The following is a 16,639-nucleotide window of genomic DNA, read 5'->3' as shown; positions in this document are numbered from 1 at the left end:
AAAGGAGCCTGGACAGATTGATTTTACTTAGTCTGCCAGGCTCCGCCATTTCTTTATTTATTTCCTGCAAAAATAAATCCCATAAATCTCACAAATGTATATACTACCAACACTACTGCAATAATAGTCTCAATCAGAACTACATACTGAAGTGCCGGAATTGGCTGTCCCATATTCGCACAGCATGCCATTGTCTGTTTCGTCGCAATCGCACTGATAACAAACGGGAATGTAAATGCTGCGTAGCTTGGATAGAATTTCAGTTTCAGATATCCAATTGCCTTCACAAGTGCAAAAATATAAAGCACAGTTGCAACTGCGAGCATCGCCAGCAGGAATCCTCTTGACTTCGGCGTTACTGACTGTACATATCCTGCAATACAGAGACTTGTAGGTGCCGCATAAATACAAATCAGTGGCTGTGCCGGTTCCGGAACCTGTGGGCATTTCACATAACGGATTGTCACAAGAATCAGTAATGCGATCAGTGTTATAAATCCAAACCAGAAAGCTGCTGTTCCGATCCCAAGCTGCTCATATGCAGGCGCTGTCACTGCTGCCACTGCGATTCCCACATATACAATATAATAGCTTGCAAATACTTTCGGAAGCTGAAGCTTTGCAATAAACTTCACAGTGAAATAAACAATAAGCACAATATGCAGCCCAATCGCAAAGAACCAGATATACATTGCAGCCGGTCCAATAAAAGGCTTCACATAGGTACTGAGCAGCATCAACGCCATCGGGAATGTTGCTGCAACACTTGCCATAATCGGATTCTGCATATCTTCTTTAATCATCTGCGGAAACATGATTAATTTTGCAAGAACCAGGATTAATAAGAACGCTGCCACAATTCCACATACAGAGCGGATTCCCTCACCGTAGCTCTGTAACAAATTTCCCAATGCCGCAAATCCAAGCATAACGCCGCAAAGAGGCACCGGAACCTTTTTTATCATATTCTTCATGTCAATATTTCCTTTCTGTCATGACAGAAATGTCATCTCATTTCTAAATTTCGGCAAGTGTACGTCTTGGTGCCGGTTCATCAATCTCGTCCAGATTCTTGATACCCAGTTCACGACAGATAATCTGAGCAACCTTCCATGTACATAAGCCTGTGAAGAAAATACACTGTTCCTTGTGCTCACCTTTTCCTTTATCAAATTCCTTTGTAAGAACTCTGCAGCAGATAGCATTCTTCTGGTTTGCTACCTTGAACCAGTCATGAAGCTCTTTTGTCAGCTCCATACATTTCACACTCTTCGGATTCGTAGGTCCATCCTGTTCTGTACGTCCGAAGAACAGTCCCAATGCCAGAATACCTCCATTGAATGCACCACAGACACAACCTGACTTTCCTGCTCCAACTGCCATACCGGATGCCATTGCGATCACTTCCTCCGGAACATCCAGCTTGAACTCATCACGAATCGCACTGATCAGTGCTTCACAACAATAATAACCACCTTTAAATTTTGCCTCTGCCACCTGCTGTACCGCTCTTGGGCTGATTTCCGTTACTCCAATATTCATCATATTTTCCTCCTTAACGTTATGATTTCATTTGTCTTTCATTGTATCACTTTCTTTTCGCGCACTCTAATCGATAAAATTAATAAATGTTTTGCTTTTTTCTATAAGTAAAAAAATCCAGAAGAAAAACTCCGAAAATTGCACTTTTTTTGTAATAAAAGTAAAATTTCCGGAGTTTTATCCACTTTTTGTTACATCTGTTCAACTATCTTTTTATATTTCCTTCTCTGATTCTGTCCATCCAGTCTTTCACATGCTTCTGAAAAATATCCACACCATTACCAACGACCTCATTTTTACGTGTAAGCATACAGATAGTCCATTCATATCTTCCATCCGAAAACGGCAGCAGCACCAGATCGTCATGTCCCATGTCATCCGAAACAAAGTCCACCGTAACAGAGATTCCCTTATTTTCCCTGACCATCTTGTGACACAGACTGAACCCGCTTGTTTCAAAAACAATCTTCGGCTCAAACCCGGCATCACGACATCTGTTTACGATCAAATCATGAATCTTAAACTCTCTGCTCTCTATATAAAGAGGCTCATACCTCAAATCTTCTATCGTAACAGAACTCTTCCTGCTGAGCGGATTCTTTTTATTTACCAGAAGTTTAACCTCAAATGATTCTAGTTCCAGGACCTCATACACATCCTCATCACATGGTGCCAGTGAAAAAGCGACATTACCCTCCCCTGCTAAGAACCAGCGCTCTATCTGCTTATCCGGACACTCTCTGTAGGAGAACTCAATTTCCGGATATTTTCGCCTAAAATCCATGATGCACTCCGGTGTCACAAGGCGCAAAATCCCAAATGCCGAAAGCAGGTCAACCACTCCCCGTTCTTTCTGCTTAATCCGAAGAATTTCATTTCTCATATCATGATATTCGGATTTTGCTTTGATCGCATACTCAAGAAAATGCTTTCCGCACTCCGAAAGCTCCATTCCATTTCCGGTTCGAACAAAAAGCTCACAATCGCATTCACTTTCCAGATTTTTTATTATTTTACTGACGCCCTGCGGGGTCATGTACAGAAGCTTCGATGCATTCGTGAGATGCTTTGTCTCAGCTACCGTAATAAATACATTCAGATCTTTGATATTCATAAGACTTTACACCTTTGTCTGTAAGTTACTTTGAGTCAACTATTTATTACCTGGGTCTTTGGGATCTGCCGTTTCGATATACTTGATAATTTCTATGATTTCTTCTGCTGAAATGCCTTTTTCTTCAAGCTTATTAATTAGATTTACAATTTCTTTACCTGTCATATATTCGTTCATCCTTTCAGCCCCCTTTTCATTTGATACTAATGATGTTGGGGTCAAAAGCCCCCAACTATGATACCTACGGATTGTTCCGTGCTTTGCACTCCCACAATCCTGCCCGACATTCGCATATCGCGGGATTATCATCCCACTTTTATGCTCATATCGGGGCGGGTCCCAAGGACTTTCACCCACTTATGAGCAAGCTCATGTGGGCTTAGCCCTTTTGCCACTGGTATCATACTAATATTATAGAGGGTTTTATCTGCGGCGTAAAGTCTTATCAATCAATTTGTATCAATAATACTATCATCCAAACTATATTATGTCAATCTTTTTAATGTGTGCACAGATAAATTCCTCATGAATGAAAATCTATATCAATCTCTCCCGCCCATGTGAAAGCAAGTTTCTCTTTATTCAAAAAAACAAACGACTGTTTACAACATCTCATTGAAAACAGTCGTTGACATTTTACAAATTATTTTTCTTCTTTAATTTCTTTTGCCACGGTGATTCCAAAGAATGCCAGGATAATCGTCACAAACGGCATCAACAGGTTAAAATAGCAATACGGCAGATAAGTCATTGTCGATACGCCCAATACACCAACCACATACACACTGCAGGTGTTCCATGGAACCAGTACAGATGTTACTGTTCCGGCACTTTCCAGTGCATTGGAAAGCGTCTTTGGATGCAGTCCCATTTCTTTATAAGTATCAGCATACATTCTTCCCGGAATGACAACGGATATATACTGCTCCGGCATCACAAGATTACTCAGAAAGCAGGTAAGTTCCGTTGTTGTAATCAGCCCCACTGGCTTCTTTGCAACTTTAACAATCTTCTTAACAACTGCAGCCAGCATACCGGTCTTCTCCATAATTCCGCCAAACATCATGGCGATCATCGTAAGCGATATGGAGAACATCATATTCTCGATTCCACCAGTACTAAGAAGACTGTCAAGCGCCTCAACACCGGATTCACAGGTAAATCCGCTCATTCCCGCAACCATCACATCACCATAGGTAATTCCATCCTGGAAAATGAAACCGCAGAGAACTCCGGCAAATATGCCCAGTGTAATTCCCGGAAGCGCCGGTATCTTTCTCGCCACTGCCACAATTACAATGACCGGAGGCAAAAGCAGAAATGGACTGATATGAAACATGGAAGTAAGTCCCTGACTCATCTCACTGACCTCGCTCATATCTACACCTGTCCCATTTGCATACTGGATTCCCATCAAGGCAAATATGCCCAACGTAATGATATAAGTAATTCCTGTCGGAAGCATCATGAACTTCACATGTGTAAACACATCCGTACCCGCCATAGCCGGTGCCAGATTCGTTGTATCAGAAAGCGGCGACATCTTATCTCCAAAGTATGCTCCGGAAATGATCGCACCTGCTGCCACAGGAGCCGGAATACCCAGTCCGACTGCAATACCGATCAATGCCAGTCCCATCGTTCCCACCGTTCCCCAGGACGTTCCCGTCGCCAGAGAAGTAATAGAACATATCAATACTGCTGCAACCAGAAACACCGACGGGGACAATAGCTTTAATCCATAATAAATCATACTCGGGACTACACCGCTCAGAATCCACACACCCACAAGAATTCCTACTGTTATCAGAATCATGATAGAATTCATAGCATTCATAATACCCTCTATCATGGATGTCTCTATAAATTTCCAGTCAAATCCCAGATACAGGGCCATAATTGCTGCTGCACACACACCGATAAACATGGCAATATGAACACCTGCGTCGAATCTGATAATACTGACTGACATCGCTGCAACCAGAATCACAAACACAATCGCAGCGTGAATAATCTTAACCTCTTTTTTATTTTTCATAACACCCCAAGTTCTCCTTCCCCATTATCACTTTCAAGTATGCTTTCTTTGCATAGTATAGCATGTGGGAGCGAGTGATTCAATTAAGAAATCCGCCGGCCTGCCAGCCAGCGGATTTTTCAAAGTCTTTCATGATTTCTTATTTCTCATATAAAAATTTTTCCGGCAGTTCCACTTTAAAATCTACTGCCAGATCACGGAAATTCTGTGGTGTAATCGTCTGAAGCTTGTCCGGGCGCATAGACAGCATTTTCACAAGAATCTCTGCGGATTTCTCTACTGTATGCATAAGTCCGAATGTCAGATCAAAATCTTCACCGGAACAGAACATTCCATGATGCGCCCAGATTGCCACATCATACTGTTTCATCAGTTCACTGGTAGCTACCGCTATATCACGGCCTCCCGGAACCATCCATCCCACAACGCCGATTCCTCCTGGGAATACAACCGGACATTCTGTTGCCATCTCCCACAATTCTCTTGTAAACACTTCATCCGTTAACGGTAGAACGAAGGTCAACGCGATAACATTCGTTGTATGTGCATGATAGATTACTCTGTGTGCACCGCCAGAGGCTTTCTTTTTCACTTCATGATTCATCAGGTGACTTGGCAGTTCACTTGTCGGTCTTCCTCCATTTACCAATCCCCAGCAAATTCTGTAGTTCTCACCCTTTTCATCCAGTTCAATGATACAGATGCTGTCTTCCGGGTCCAGGATTACATTGCGGAAATACTTTCCGCTTCCTGTTACCATGAAGAATTCTCCTGCCAGATCCGGTACAGATGTACCGATTTCTTTCCATTCGCCGTCGAAGCTTAAATACTCCTTTACTTCTGCAACTTCTTCCTCTTTCATACGATAAGAGAGGTTTCCGCCATTTCTCTCATGCCATCCCTGTTCCCATCCATCATTACACATACGGATAAATCCCTGTACAAATTTTACATCTACAATACTCATGACTTTCTTCTCCTTCCAGAACATATTCTTATTTGGATTAATTTCTCTTACTGAGGACTTCCGCTTCATACTTTTCTACTTCCTCAAACCAGCCTTCTGCCGCTACACCGCATCTTCTGCAGTACTCTTCCCAGATATCCCCGATTGGAAGTGTCTTTACTTCTTCCTGCATTACCATCTTCTTGGACATCTGATTGGTATCCTGAAGCTCTTTTAACATTTCATTCGGAGTACAAAGTGCACTTAAGAGTGCTTTCTGGAAGCTTCTGAACCCGGTCACCCATGCGGAAATACGGTTGATGGATGCATCAAAGTAATCCAGTGCAATATAAGTACGTTCAATACCGCCTTCACAGCGAACGATTTCTTTTGCAATCTCTTTTGTCTCGTCGTCGAACAGAACCACATGGTCAGAATCCCAGCGGATCGGACGTGTAACGTGCAGCGCGATTTCCGGGAAAAATGTCAATAATGCCGGAATCTTATCAGAAACGACTTCCGTTGGATGGTAATGTCCGTTGTCCATAAGCGGCAGACATTTGTCAATATTTGCTGCTGCATAGCTAAGTGAGAACTCTGCTGAACCTACTGTATAAGCCTCAACTCCGATACCAAATACTTTAGATTCCACACATGGTTTTACCATCTTTGGATCATAAGGCTCTGAAAGGATTGCATCAATAGATTCTTTATAGCGGACTCTCGGTCCCATACGGTCAGCCGGAACATCCTTGTACCCATCCCCCGTCCAGATATTCATAACACAGGGAACTCCTGTCTGCTCTGCAAAATAGGAAGAGATACGGATGCATGCCTTTCCATGCTCGATCCAGAATTTTCTTGTTTCTTCATCCGGACTTGAAAGTGTCAGACCATCTTTCACTCTGTCATGTGAGAAAAATGTTGGGTTAAAGTCTAATCCCATTCCTCTCTCTTTTGCAAAATCAACCCACTTCTGGAAATGTTTTGGTTCCAGTTTATCGCGGTCTGCAAACTCGCCATCCTCAAAAATCGCATAGCATGCGTGCACATTGATTTTTTTCTTACCCGGCATCAGGCTCATTGCCTTATCCATATCTGCCAGAAGCTCTTCCGGTGTTCTTGCTCTTCCCGGGTAATCTCCGGTTGTCTGAATTCCTCCGGTAAGCGGTCCTTCGTGGTCAAATCCGATGACATCATCTCCCTGCCAGCAGTGCAGAGAAACCGGGATATTCATACATTTTTCAATTGCTGCTTCTGTGTCTACACCAAGTCTTGCATAAATTTCTTTTGCTGATTCATAGCGCGTCACCATAATTTTTCTCCTTTATCATTCTATTTTCTTTTACTATTATTTCGTTGATTTTCTTACAATTGTGGTTCGTAGATTTTTATATCAAAGGATTCCCGTACACACTTTCTTGCTTCAAATAAACTCTTAAACCTTCCGTCCCGGATCATCTGTGCCATCATATTTCCAATAGCTGTTGCTTCTCCAGGTCCTGCATACACCGTTTTCTTCGTTGCATTAGCCGTTAACTGGTTCAGATAATCCGCATTTGCGCCTCCTCCTATGATATGGATTTCATCATATTCCTTATGTGTATTTGCCTCAATCTCGTGCACTGTTCTTCCATAGCATTCAGCCAGACTCTGGTAGATAACCGTCGCTATCTCTCCAACTGATTCCGGTACTTTCTGATCCGTATCTGCACAATAATCCTTAATTGCCTGAATCATACTGTCAGGTGCCAGGAACACTTCATGATTCACGTCCATCTCTTTCTGAATGTCTTCCGTAAGGTTGCCCACAATCGTCCCCGGCACAGACAATGGAAGGAATATCTCTGAAGGATACCCCAGACTTTTAATCAGGGATTCATCCCATTGGTTATAAAATGGATTTACCAGCTGTGTAGATGTTCCATTTGTATACTCTGACACCTTATTGCCAGTCAATAGGAATTGAAAATAATCCGGCAGCATAAGGAATGTCTTTGCTTTTTCTAAAAGTTCCGGTGTATTTTGTTTCACAGCCATAAGTTGATAAATGGTATTAAAAATCTGCTTCTGAATTCCGGTTTTCCGATATAACTCCGGCTCCGGAATTGCCTTATACACTTCCGCATCCATTCCCGTTGTTCTGCTGTCACGATAGCCGTACGTGTCCCCAAGTACCTGATTCTTTTCATCCAGTAATACATAATCAACTGCCCATGTATCAATAGACATGCTCACAGGAATTTTACCTATCTCTTTACACTTCTTCATACCTGCTACGATTTCAGCAAATAATCTCTGAACGTCCCACAGCTTTTTACCATCCTGACTGGTCATACCATTTTCAAAACGATAGATCTCTTCCAGAATCATCCTGCCATTATCGAGATAACCCAGGATATGCCGTCCGCTGGAAGCGCCAATATCAACTGCCAAATAATATGTCTGCATCACATTTTCTCCTTTCTCTTCCCCTTTCGTTTAAGGTAACTATATCAAAAACCGGTGCCCTGTTTTAGATTCTGGTTTGACTAAAAAACTGTCCTTATTTTCCATTCTGGTACAATAAAAAAGAAGAATAAACAAAAGTGACTCTTATAGTCCATTCTGTCTATCCTTCTTAGCCCTAAATCCTTATGGTCTTATCATTTTTATGCTCTAACCGGTACTTCCTGGGTGTCATTCCATACCTTTCCTTAAATTGCCGATAAAAGTAACTTTGATTCTCATACCCAACAGCTACAGCTATCTCTTCAATCGGAAGATCTGTTTCTATCAGAAGCATGACCGCTTTCTGAAATCTCTTACGCTGTAAAAGCTCTTGAAATGTAAATCCTGTGCTTTGCTTAATCGTCTTACTTAGAACTGACAACGACTGATGAAAGTCCTCTGCAATCTTCGTCAGATTTGCCGTCTTATACCACGTATCTATATATGATAACGTTGATTGTACAACTACATCCTTATAACTCTAAGATGAACTCTGGGTCAGACAATCCACATGGCGCAGAAGATACAGAAAAACAATCCCCATAGAATATTGATTGATGCTGTCTTCATTCTGCTCATCATTCAACATGGAAACGATCATATTTTCCATAAGATTTTCTATTGCCCGATCTTCTTCCAGTCGAAAGACCAAATAGTGCGATACAGGATTATTCTGCCGTAATGTATTTATCAAAAATTCAGCCAGTATATTATTCTCTTCCAGCATCTGAAGCGGAATATCAAAGAACTCTGGCAGTGCAATAAAATTAATCCCTATATCTTCATATTCTGCCCTCTTCACTCCATGCTTCACATACTGATTCAGAAGCAGCATATCCCCCTTCTGCATGGTCACTTCTTTTCCATCCAGATAATGGGTGATTGTTCCCTGGCACACATACATAATTTCAATATAATTGTGCCTGTGGGCCGGAAATTCAATAAAACGACTGTGAGGACGAACTGTAATCAGACGCCCCTCTTTCAAGAAACGTTTGCGGTCTATTTCAAATTTGTTTTCGCTGGTATACAGTTCCTTATTAACCAGTACACTCCCATCCAGATAGCCCTGCTCTTCCTGCGATATTTCCAGCATTTTCTTAATTAATTCTTCTTTCATGGCTGCCAACCCACCTGCTTCTAACTCTAATCTCTTACGTGTTCGTACCACTCTATCGGTCCGGCAAGGTTTTCCAGACTAACCCGACTGCCTCCATTCATCATCAGATCCAGCATGTCGTTCTCTTCCGGTGTTCTGTCTGTCTTTTCAGCCAGTGCTTTTCCCGCTGTTTTTATCATCATGCTCATCATGAATCTGTTTACTCCCCTAAGTTCCTGCATACTAAATCCTCCCTGGAGTGTAAAGACTTCAACTGATGAAGAAATCTGATTCCTATCCCTGATTTCCTGAATCTGTGTTCCGGTTCCACCCATACCGACTGCGCAGACCATGCGGATACAGAAGTGCTTCTCTGCATCCTTATATCCCTTGACTCCGCTTGCCATAATCCATCCAAGATAAATAATCTCAGTTCCTTTTGTCAAAACTTTTTTCGCTTCCTTTAACGCATAAACCGGTAAATTAATCTGATGTCCAAGCATCTTTGCATATCTCTCTGTATTTCCAGTATTAGTTGTATAAACAATCGCTTTAATCATAGTTACTCCTGTTAAAAGTCTTATAAAACAATCTGACATGTGCCTCTAATTTCTTCATACACTCTTCCTCTTTTTCAGGATGTCTGTCGCATTCACCCAGTAAAACAAGAATTGGTGCATCGTACATCATTGCAAGAATGCCCGGATCTTCCTCTACCAAAACACCGGCTGCAATCATTTTAGTAAATAGTCCACTATGGTAATCGTGAATCTGATTGACATATCGCTGCGAATAAAGCTCTGAAAGCTCCGGGGAGCGAAACTGTTCAATCGTCATCATCCTTCTGAACATGCTGACATATTCATCGTGCAGAGAATAATCAATCAGGGATCTTACCTTTGCAACCAGATCATCCGCAGTAATCTCTTCAAACATCTTTACATCCTGTTCGGAATTCTGAACATGTACAGAAATAGTGTCCGTGAAAGCTTCATATCTTCTTGCCGTTTCTTCAAATATTGCATCGAAAATATCCTGCTTGCTCCTGTAATGCTTATATAAAGATGGGGCTTTGATCCCAACTGCAGCGGCGATCTGCTCAACCCCCACAGCATCATACCCTCTTTGCGAAAACAATCTCAGCGATTCCAGAAGAATCTTTTGTTTTGTATTCATCGCCATTCCTCCCGAAAAAAACAGCTAAATATTTTTAGCCATATTATAAGCTAAAAATATTTAGCTGTCAAGAGTAACAATATTCTCGATCAAATATTCTGTTTCAAACAGCTCTTTATATCATCCTCCGCATTACTGATTGGCCGCAAATCAAAAGTGTCCGCCAGATACTGCAGCACATTTGGGCTTAAAAATGCGGGAAGCGTTGGTCCCAGATAAATACCTTTTATTCCCAGACTCAATAGTGCCAGCAAATCAGCCACTGCTTTTTGTTCATACCATGATACGATCAATGACAACGGCAGTCCGTTCACATCCGTGTTAAAAGCATCTGCCAAAGCTGTTGCAATCCGTATGGCAGAATATACATCATTGCATTGGCCTACATCCAGAAGCCTTGGCAGTCCCGCCACTTCTCCAAAATCAAGTTTGTTAAACCGGTATTTCCCACATGCCAGCGTCAAAATTATACAGTCATCCGGGACCATCTTTGCAAACTCTGTATAATAGTTTCTTCCGGGTCTCGCACCATCACAGCCGCCAATCAAAAAGAAATGTCTGATTTTTCCTGTTTTCACAGCCTCCACAATTTTTTCAGCATAACTTAAAACGGCATGATGCCCGAATCCAACCAATATCTCCTGCGGCTCCTGATCTTCTGAATAGCCGCCCAGTTCTATTGCCTGCTGAATGATTTCACTAAAGTCCTTTTCTCCATTTTCCTTTCTGCCAACATGCTTTACGCCTTCCCAGCCTACCACATTTGTGCTGTAGATTCTGTCTTTATAGCTTTCTCTTGGCCGCATCAGACAGTTTGTTGTCATCAGAATACATCCCGGAAGGTTATCGAACTGCTTTTGCTGATCCTGCCATGCCCCTCCGAAATTACCGACAAGATGCGGATATTTTTTCAGCCCCTCATATCCATGACACGGCAACATTTCACCGTGTGTATAAATATTGACTCCTGTCCCTCTGGTCTGTTCCAACAGCATTTCCAAATCCTTCAGATCATGACCTGAAACAATAATAAAAGGGCCCTTTTTCATCTGGATGTTTACCCTGTGCGGAGACGGATTTCCATAAACCTCTGTATTGGCCTCATCCAGCTTTTTCATAACCTCTATTGCCATTTCTCCGGTACGCATGGTCATCCGGATCAGTTCTTCTACCGTAAGATTATCATCTGTGAGTGCCTCCAATGCCTGAATATAAAAATCATCCACCTGGTCACTGTAATACCCCAACTCTCTCGCCTGATGCCCGTAGGCACTAATACCTTTGAGTCCATACAGAATTGTCTGCCTCAAGGAACGAATATCCGGATCCAGGGATTTATCATACATAATTCCCGCCAGAGGTGCATCCTTTAACATCTCCGATTTTGTCTCCGGGAGATTATAAGAAGCATGAGCCGTATGATTGGGAATCTCTCCCGCCATGTCTCTTAATTTCTCTTTGATTTTCTGTGATTCTCTCAATAATTCCACATGCACTTTTGCATCAAAATTAACATTTGTAAGAGTTGTGAAAAGAACATTTTCGATAAAACTTATCACATTTTTATCTATAGCCTGTCCATTCTCTGCCAGTACTTTCCCATAACAACTGATCCCTTTGATTTGAAAAATCAATAAATCCTGCAGATTGGCAATTTCCGGAGTTTTTCCGCAAACGCCCATCTTCGTACATCCCTTCCCATTCGCTGTCTGTTCACACTGGTAACAAAACATTTCATATCCCAAATCCATATTATTGCTCATATGCTGACCATCCTTATCATTTATTCTTATGGTACAGCATGCCGATTTTCTGAATTTTTATTCTCCTTCCCAGCAAGAATCCCGCTGCTTTGCCAGGACTTGTCTCTATCCCGGTGGCCTGGGACTACAAAAGAAGTTGTCACTTATGTTCACAAAGTGTTGACTGATATGGGGTACGAGCCATATTATTCCAACAAAGGAAATGTGCATGTCACACTTGGCGGCGAGGGAAATCCTCTGCTCTTAGCAGCACATCTCGATACGCTTGGCGCAATGGTGCGCTCCATCAAGGAGAACGGACGTCTCCGCCCGACAACACTCGGTGGTCACCAGTGGACAACCTGTGACGGCGAAAACTGCACAGTCCACACACGCGACGGAAAAATTTACACAGGCGTTGTGCTCAACACAGAACCTTCTGCTCACGTTGCCGATGAAAAAGTGGAACAAAAGGAATCTAACATGGAAATTCTCCTGGATGAAAATGTAGATACAAAAGAAGCAACAAAAGCGCTTGGAATTCAGGTCGGAGATATTATTGCAATGGACCCTCGGACGACTGTAACCAAAAGCGGTTACATCAAGAGCCGCTTCCTGGATGATAAGCTTTCTGCCGCCATCCTTCTCGGGCTTGCCAAGATGGTGAAAGAAGAAAATCTTCAGTTAAACCGTAAGGTTTCTCTTCTCTTCACTGTATACGAAGAAGTCGGACACGGCGGATGTTTCATTCCTGAAGATACTAAAGAAATGCTATCTGTAGATATGGGCTGTGTCGGCGCCGATCTCGACTGTACAGAACGTCAGGTTTCTATCTGCGCAAAGGATTCCGGCGGACCGTACAACTACGATGTGACAAGCGCGCTCGTCGCAGCGGCAAAGGCAAATAACATCGACTTCGCAATCGATGTTTATCCTCATTACGGTTCCGATGTAGAAGCAACGCTCAAGAGCGGATACGATATCCGTCACGGACTCATCGGACCGGGCGTGTACGCATCTCACAACTATGAACGTTCTCATACAGACGGTGTGAAGAACACACTTGCTCTCTTAAAAGTTTATATTGCTTAATTTCCGAGGCTGCCACATAAATGCAGTTTTATGCGGCAGCCTCTTTATGCCCCTTTTTCATTATATTTCTGATAAAATACGTCCATCTGTACTAATGGTCACGACATTCCATGGTATAAATTTACCGCTGGACTGTAATGCCATTTTGGCAGCATGTTCCAGGCCACCACAGCAGGGAACCTGCATACGCACAATAGTAACGCTTTTGATATCATTTTCACGAATAATCGCAGTTAATTTTTCCGTATAGTCTACATTGTCCAATTTGGGGCAGCCAATGAGCGTAATCTTATTTTTCATAAATCTGTTATGAAAGTTTCCATATGCATATGCGGTACAGTCAGCCGCAACCAGAAGGTTCGCCCCATCGAAATAAGGTGCAGTCACAGGTGCAAGTTTTATCTGTACCGGCCATTGTGAAAGCTGGCTGTTTATAACCTCAGCAGCAGTTGGGGAACTATCTTCCTGTGTCCGCTGAATCTGTTTTGCCATTGTGCCAGGACACCCGCAGGGAATCTCCTTCTTCTTCTGCTGTGCAGCTTTTACAGCATTTTCATCATAAGCGGCAGCTTCCCGTTCCACAAAAGTAATTGCTCCTGTAGGACAGGTCGGGAGACAGTCGCCCAGGCCATCACAGTAATCATCCCGGAGAAGCTGTGCTTTCCCATCTACCATGCCAATCGCACCTTCGTGACAGGCATCGGCACATGCCCCACATCCATTACATTTTTCTTTATCAATCTGAATAATTCTTCGTATCACTATTTTATCCTCCTTGATTTTATGGCCTGATTATACTATTATAATCAAGACAAATCTGTTGTATTTACAACGAAAAGGTGATTTATGAAAAAATATTTAAAACTGTTAGAGCATACAAGATTATTCCATGGTATCACGGAGTCGGAAATCGAATCCATGTTGAAATGCCTGTCGGCAACCAGCCGCTGCTATCAAAAGGGGGATTATGTTTTTCGCAGGGGAGAACACATTACCACAGTAGCACTGCTGTTGGAAGGATGCATTCATATCTGTAAGGAAGATTTTTGGGGAAACTTAAGCATCCTGAGCGAAATTTCCGAAGGAGAGATATTCGGAGAAGTGTATGCCTGTCTGGACAATGATGAGATATTAAATAATGCAGTGGCTGTAAAGCAGAGCGTTGTGCTTTTTCTGGATGTTCATCGGATACTCACTATGTGCCCGTCATCCTGCCATTTTCATGGGATGCTTATCCGGAATCTGCTTTCCGTCATTGCTTCAAAGAATAAAATGCTTACACAGAAGCTGGAATATATGTCCCAGCGGACAACCCGTGAAAAATTGTTGTCTTATCTGTCAGAACAATCTCTAAAGGCGGGATGTCCTTCTTTTGATATTCCGTTTAACCGCCAGCAGCTTGCTGATTTTCTTTCGGTTGACCGGAGCGCCATGTCGAATGAGCTTTGCAAAATGCGGGATGAAGGGATATTGTTATTCGAAAAAAATCACTTTACCTTAAAATAAAAAATGATTAATCGGAGGTTTTTATGAATCAAAAGTATCGTTTTTCTCAAGTATTATTATCTTTTATACCTGTGATAGCCGGTAACTTTCTCTACGCCCTGGCGGTAAAATTATTCTTACTTCCTTCCGGACTCGTCACAGGTGGTACAACCGGAATTGCTCTGACAATCAACCATTTTTTCGGCATTTCCATCACACAATTTGTACTTGTTTTCAATATTATCATGCTGATTGCCGGTTATCTGGTACTCGGAAAGCAATTTGCAGCCACGACCCTGGCAAGTACATTTCTGTACCCGTTGGCTCTGGAGATATTTGATCGAATTTTGGGAGACTATGTCATGACTGATGATCTTCTGCTTTGCACCATATTTTCCGGATTAGGCATTGGAATTGCTTTGGGCATCGTAATCCGCTCCGGCGCATCCACCGGCGGCATGGATATTCCTCCATTAATTCTGCAGAAGGTTTTCCGCATTCCTGTCTCCGGAAGTATGTACGCCTTTGATGTCATCATCCTGTTAGGACAGGCACTATTCCGCCCGGCAGAAAATATTCTATATGGCATTGTTTTGGTCATGATCTATACTATGGTGCTGGATAAACTGCTTCTTCTGGGTGCCACCAGAACAGAAATAAAGGTAATCAGCGAAAAAGCCGATGAGATTCGAAACGCAATCCTCGAACAGATTGACAGAGGTGTAACCCTGCTGGACGGAGAAAGCGGATACCTGCGAAATAAGACACAGGTGCTGCTCAGCATCATTTCCAAGCGCGAACTTCCAAAGGTTGAAAAACTCATCCATTCAATTGATCCGGAGAGTTTCATTGTAGTCAGCCGCGTTAACGAAGTCAGCGGGCGGGGATTCTCCATGAAAAAGAAATACCGGTAAAATAACCTGGGCCACCTGATTAAATTCAGACGGCCCTTAATCTATTCACAAAAAGCAGGCGTTTTACCATTAAAAAAGGCGGATTTGCTTTCCCGAAGGCATTTACAAACTTGTTTTTACCATCAAATTAGATGATAATCAGAATTGATGGCAATTTTAAAGTATTTTTTACCATTAGATTGGCGAATTAACAAAACAGATGGTAATACTTGATTATTTTTTGCCATCAATTAGCCCAAGAAGTAAATTGGATGGCAAACCCCATGTATTTTGTACCATTGGAATAGGTGATTGATAAAACGAATGGTAAAATTCAGGTATTTTGTGCCATTGGATTGGCCAAGAACCATAACAAATGGCAATTCCTGGATTTCACTTTCGTTGTTCATGTTTCTACACTTTATGTAGAATAAATTCTATCCATCGCCTCCTGAATCTCTGTCTCGCAGGATCGCATGGCATATATCGTCTTCTGGATCAGATCACCAAGCTCCCATCCCAGCATATCGGCTCCCTTCTGGATGACTTCTCTGGAGCAGCCGGCAGCAAAATTCGCACTCTTGTATTTTTTCTTTACGGATTTTACCTCCATGTCCTGCACGCTCTTTGACGGACGCATCAGAGCTACGGCTCCAATCAGTCCCGTCAGTTCATCCACCGCGTAAAGCACTTTCTCCATCTCGTGCTCCGGCTTCACATCCACGGTAAGATCATAGCCGTGACTGCACACCGCATGGATGATATCCTCACCAACTCCCGCTTCCCTTAAAAGCTCCAGCGCCTTGATACAGTGCTGCTCAGGATACTGTTCAAAATCAATATCGTGAAGCAGGCCTACAATTCCCCAATATTCGGCGTCGTCCTGGTAACCAAGCTCTGTGGCATACCATTTCATAACACCTTCTACTGTCAGCGCATGCTGAAGATGGAATCTGTCCTGATTATACTTTTTCAAAAGTTCAAATGCGTCTTCTCTGGATATATAATTGTCCATAATCGTC

At 42.5% G+C, this 16,639-nt stretch carries 18 protein-coding genes; 3 read left to right on the top strand and 15 right to left on the bottom strand.

From position 1 onward, the window contains the following. Nucleotides 1-53: 53 nt before the first annotated feature. From ACQRCC_RS10785 to hcp, 13 genes are all read right to left on the bottom strand, one after another. Nucleotides 54-974 carry a TDT family transporter gene (locus tag ACQRCC_RS10785; RefSeq protein WP_427850777.1) on the bottom strand — a complete coding sequence of 307 codons (921 nt, stop codon included), beginning with the start codon at nt 972-974 and terminating at the stop codon, nt 54-56. A gap of 43 nt (nt 975-1,017) precedes the next feature. Then, the gene (locus ACQRCC_RS10780; RefSeq protein ID WP_427850818.1) at nt 1,018-1,542 is read right to left on the bottom strand and encodes a C-GCAxxG-C-C family protein; all 525 of its coding nucleotides are present in this window, start codon (nt 1,540-1,542) and stop codon (nt 1,018-1,020) included. Between the two features lie 205 nt (nt 1,543-1,747). Further along, nucleotides 1,748-2,656, bottom strand: coding sequence for a LysR family transcriptional regulator (locus ACQRCC_RS10775; protein ID WP_427850776.1), 909 nt, complete (start codon nt 2,654-2,656; stop codon nt 1,748-1,750). 39 nt (nt 2,657-2,695) lie between these two features. Next, the gene (locus ACQRCC_RS10770; RefSeq protein WP_427850775.1) at nt 2,696-2,833 is read right to left on the bottom strand and encodes a hypothetical protein; all 138 of its coding nucleotides are present in this window, start codon (nt 2,831-2,833) and stop codon (nt 2,696-2,698) included. 466 nt (nt 2,834-3,299) lie between these two features. Then, entirely contained in the window at nt 3,300-4,694 is a 1,395-nt protein-coding gene (gene nhaC / locus ACQRCC_RS10765) for a Na+/H+ antiporter NhaC (RefSeq protein ID WP_427850774.1), read from the bottom strand. Nucleotides 4,695-4,833: 139 nt separating this feature from the next. Next, nucleotides 4,834-5,661, bottom strand: a complete 828-nt coding sequence (gene rhaD / locus ACQRCC_RS10760) for a rhamnulose-1-phosphate aldolase (RefSeq protein WP_427850773.1) — start codon at nt 5,659-5,661, stop codon at nt 4,834-4,836. A gap of 37 nt (nt 5,662-5,698) precedes the next feature. Next, nucleotides 5,699-6,955, bottom strand: a complete 1,257-nt coding sequence (locus tag ACQRCC_RS10755) for an L-rhamnose isomerase (protein ID WP_427850772.1) — start codon at nt 6,953-6,955, stop codon at nt 5,699-5,701. A gap of 53 nt (nt 6,956-7,008) precedes the next feature. Continuing rightward, nucleotides 7,009-8,091, bottom strand: coding sequence for a rhamnulokinase (locus ACQRCC_RS10750; protein WP_427850771.1), 1,083 nt, complete (start codon nt 8,089-8,091; stop codon nt 7,009-7,011). A 175-nt stretch (nt 8,092-8,266) separates the two neighbouring features. Next, on the bottom strand, nt 8,267-8,536 hold the full coding sequence (locus tag ACQRCC_RS10745; RefSeq protein WP_427850817.1) for a helix-turn-helix domain-containing protein: 270 nt from the start codon (nt 8,534-8,536) through the stop codon (nt 8,267-8,269). A gap of 75 nt (nt 8,537-8,611) precedes the next feature. Next, nucleotides 8,612-9,250, bottom strand: a complete 639-nt coding sequence (locus ACQRCC_RS10740; protein ID WP_427850770.1) for an AraC family ligand binding domain-containing protein — start codon at nt 9,248-9,250, stop codon at nt 8,612-8,614. A gap of 26 nt (nt 9,251-9,276) precedes the next feature. Next, the gene (locus tag ACQRCC_RS10735) at nt 9,277-9,789 is read right to left on the bottom strand and encodes a hypothetical protein (protein WP_427850769.1); all 513 of its coding nucleotides are present in this window, start codon (nt 9,787-9,789) and stop codon (nt 9,277-9,279) included. Then, nucleotides 9,782-10,405, bottom strand: a complete 624-nt coding sequence (locus ACQRCC_RS10730) for a TetR/AcrR family transcriptional regulator (RefSeq protein WP_427850768.1) — start codon at nt 10,403-10,405, stop codon at nt 9,782-9,784. Before ACQRCC_RS10730 ends, ACQRCC_RS10735 begins: the two co-directional genes overlap by 8 nt. A gap of 89 nt (nt 10,406-10,494) precedes the next feature. After that, entirely contained in the window at nt 10,495-12,168 is a 1,674-nt protein-coding gene (hcp, locus tag ACQRCC_RS10725) for a hydroxylamine reductase (RefSeq protein WP_427850767.1), read from the bottom strand. 99 nt (nt 12,169-12,267) lie between these two features. Here hcp and ACQRCC_RS10720 point away from each other — a divergent pair, with 99 nt between their 5' ends. Then, nucleotides 12,268-13,239 carry a M42 family metallopeptidase gene (locus ACQRCC_RS10720; RefSeq protein WP_427850766.1) on the top strand — a complete coding sequence of 324 codons (972 nt, stop codon included), beginning with the start codon at nt 12,268-12,270 and terminating at the stop codon, nt 13,237-13,239. A 60-nt stretch (nt 13,240-13,299) separates the two neighbouring features. Here ACQRCC_RS10720 and ACQRCC_RS10715 read toward each other — a convergent pair whose 3' ends face one another. After that, on the bottom strand, nt 13,300-14,001 hold the full coding sequence (locus ACQRCC_RS10715) for an ATP-binding protein (RefSeq protein ID WP_427850765.1): 702 nt from the start codon (nt 13,999-14,001) through the stop codon (nt 13,300-13,302). A gap of 84 nt (nt 14,002-14,085) precedes the next feature. Between ACQRCC_RS10715 and ACQRCC_RS10710 the strand changes: the two genes are divergently transcribed. Both ACQRCC_RS10710 and ACQRCC_RS10705 read left to right on the top strand, forming a co-directional pair. Next, nucleotides 14,086-14,745: a Crp/Fnr family transcriptional regulator gene (locus ACQRCC_RS10710; RefSeq protein ID WP_427850764.1), complete on the top strand. Its 660-nt coding sequence runs from the start codon at nt 14,086-14,088 to the stop codon at nt 14,743-14,745. Between the two features lie 23 nt (nt 14,746-14,768). Then, a complete protein-coding gene (locus ACQRCC_RS10705) occupies nt 14,769-15,638 on the top strand; it encodes a YitT family protein (protein ID WP_427850763.1) in 870 nt (289 codons plus the stop codon). A 400-nt stretch (nt 15,639-16,038) separates the two neighbouring features. Here ACQRCC_RS10705 and ACQRCC_RS10700 read toward each other — a convergent pair whose 3' ends face one another. Continuing rightward, nucleotides 16,039-16,632, bottom strand: coding sequence for an HDIG domain-containing metalloprotein (locus tag ACQRCC_RS10700; RefSeq protein WP_427850762.1), 594 nt, complete (start codon nt 16,630-16,632; stop codon nt 16,039-16,041). Nucleotides 16,633-16,639 lie beyond the last annotated feature (7 nt).

The sequence above is a fragment of the Sporofaciens sp. SGI.106 genome (assembly GCF_050314255.1).
In the GTDB taxonomy this organism is placed as follows: Bacteria; Bacillota; Clostridia; order Lachnospirales; family Lachnospiraceae; genus Claveliimonas.
The sequence above is the reverse complement of the archived record's forward strand: the minus strand, read 5'-3'. Positions and strand labels throughout refer to the sequence as shown.

Bases quoted from the DNA above. Each gene is read 5' to 3' on its own strand.
- ACQRCC_RS10755 (WP_427850772.1), bottom strand. From the start codon at position 6,955: ATGGTGACGCGCTATGAATCAGCAAAAGAAATTTATGCAAGACTTGGT.
- hcp (WP_427850767.1), bottom strand. From the start codon at position 12,168: ATGAGCAATAATATGGATTTGGGATATGAAATGTTTTGTTACCAGTGT.
- ACQRCC_RS10780 (WP_427850818.1), bottom strand. From the start codon at position 1,542: ATGAATATTGGAGTAACGGAAATCAGCCCAAGAGCGGTACAGCAGGTG.
- ACQRCC_RS10775 (WP_427850776.1), bottom strand. From the start codon at position 2,656: ATGAATATCAAAGATCTGAATGTATTTATTACGGTAGCTGAGACAAAG.
- nhaC (WP_427850774.1), bottom strand. From the start codon at position 4,694: ATGAAAAATAAAAAAGAGGTTAAGATTATTCACGCTGCGATTGTGTTT.
- ACQRCC_RS10740 (WP_427850770.1), bottom strand. From the start codon at position 9,250: ATGAAAGAAGAATTAATTAAGAAAATGCTGGAAATATCGCAGGAAGAG.
- ACQRCC_RS10700 (WP_427850762.1), bottom strand. From the start codon at position 16,632: ATGGACAATTATATATCCAGAGAAGACGCATTTGAACTTTTGAAAAAG.
- ACQRCC_RS10750 (WP_427850771.1), bottom strand. From the start codon at position 8,091: ATGCAGACATATTATTTGGCAGTTGATATTGGCGCTTCCAGCGGACGG.
- ACQRCC_RS10705 (WP_427850763.1), top strand. From the start codon at position 14,769: ATGAATCAAAAGTATCGTTTTTCTCAAGTATTATTATCTTTTATACCT.
- ACQRCC_RS10710 (WP_427850764.1), top strand. From the start codon at position 14,086: ATGAAAAAATATTTAAAACTGTTAGAGCATACAAGATTATTCCATGGT.
- ACQRCC_RS10770 (WP_427850775.1), bottom strand. From the start codon at position 2,833: ATGAACGAATATATGACAGGTAAAGAAATTGTAAATCTAATTAATAAG.
- rhaD (WP_427850773.1), bottom strand. From the start codon at position 5,661: ATGAGTATTGTAGATGTAAAATTTGTACAGGGATTTATCCGTATGTGT.
- ACQRCC_RS10785 (WP_427850777.1), bottom strand. From the start codon at position 974: ATGAAGAATATGATAAAAAAGGTTCCGGTGCCTCTTTGCGGCGTTATG.
- ACQRCC_RS10730 (WP_427850768.1), bottom strand. From the start codon at position 10,405: ATGAATACAAAACAAAAGATTCTTCTGGAATCGCTGAGATTGTTTTCG.
- ACQRCC_RS10735 (WP_427850769.1), bottom strand. From the start codon at position 9,789: ATGATTAAAGCGATTGTTTATACAACTAATACTGGAAATACAGAGAGA.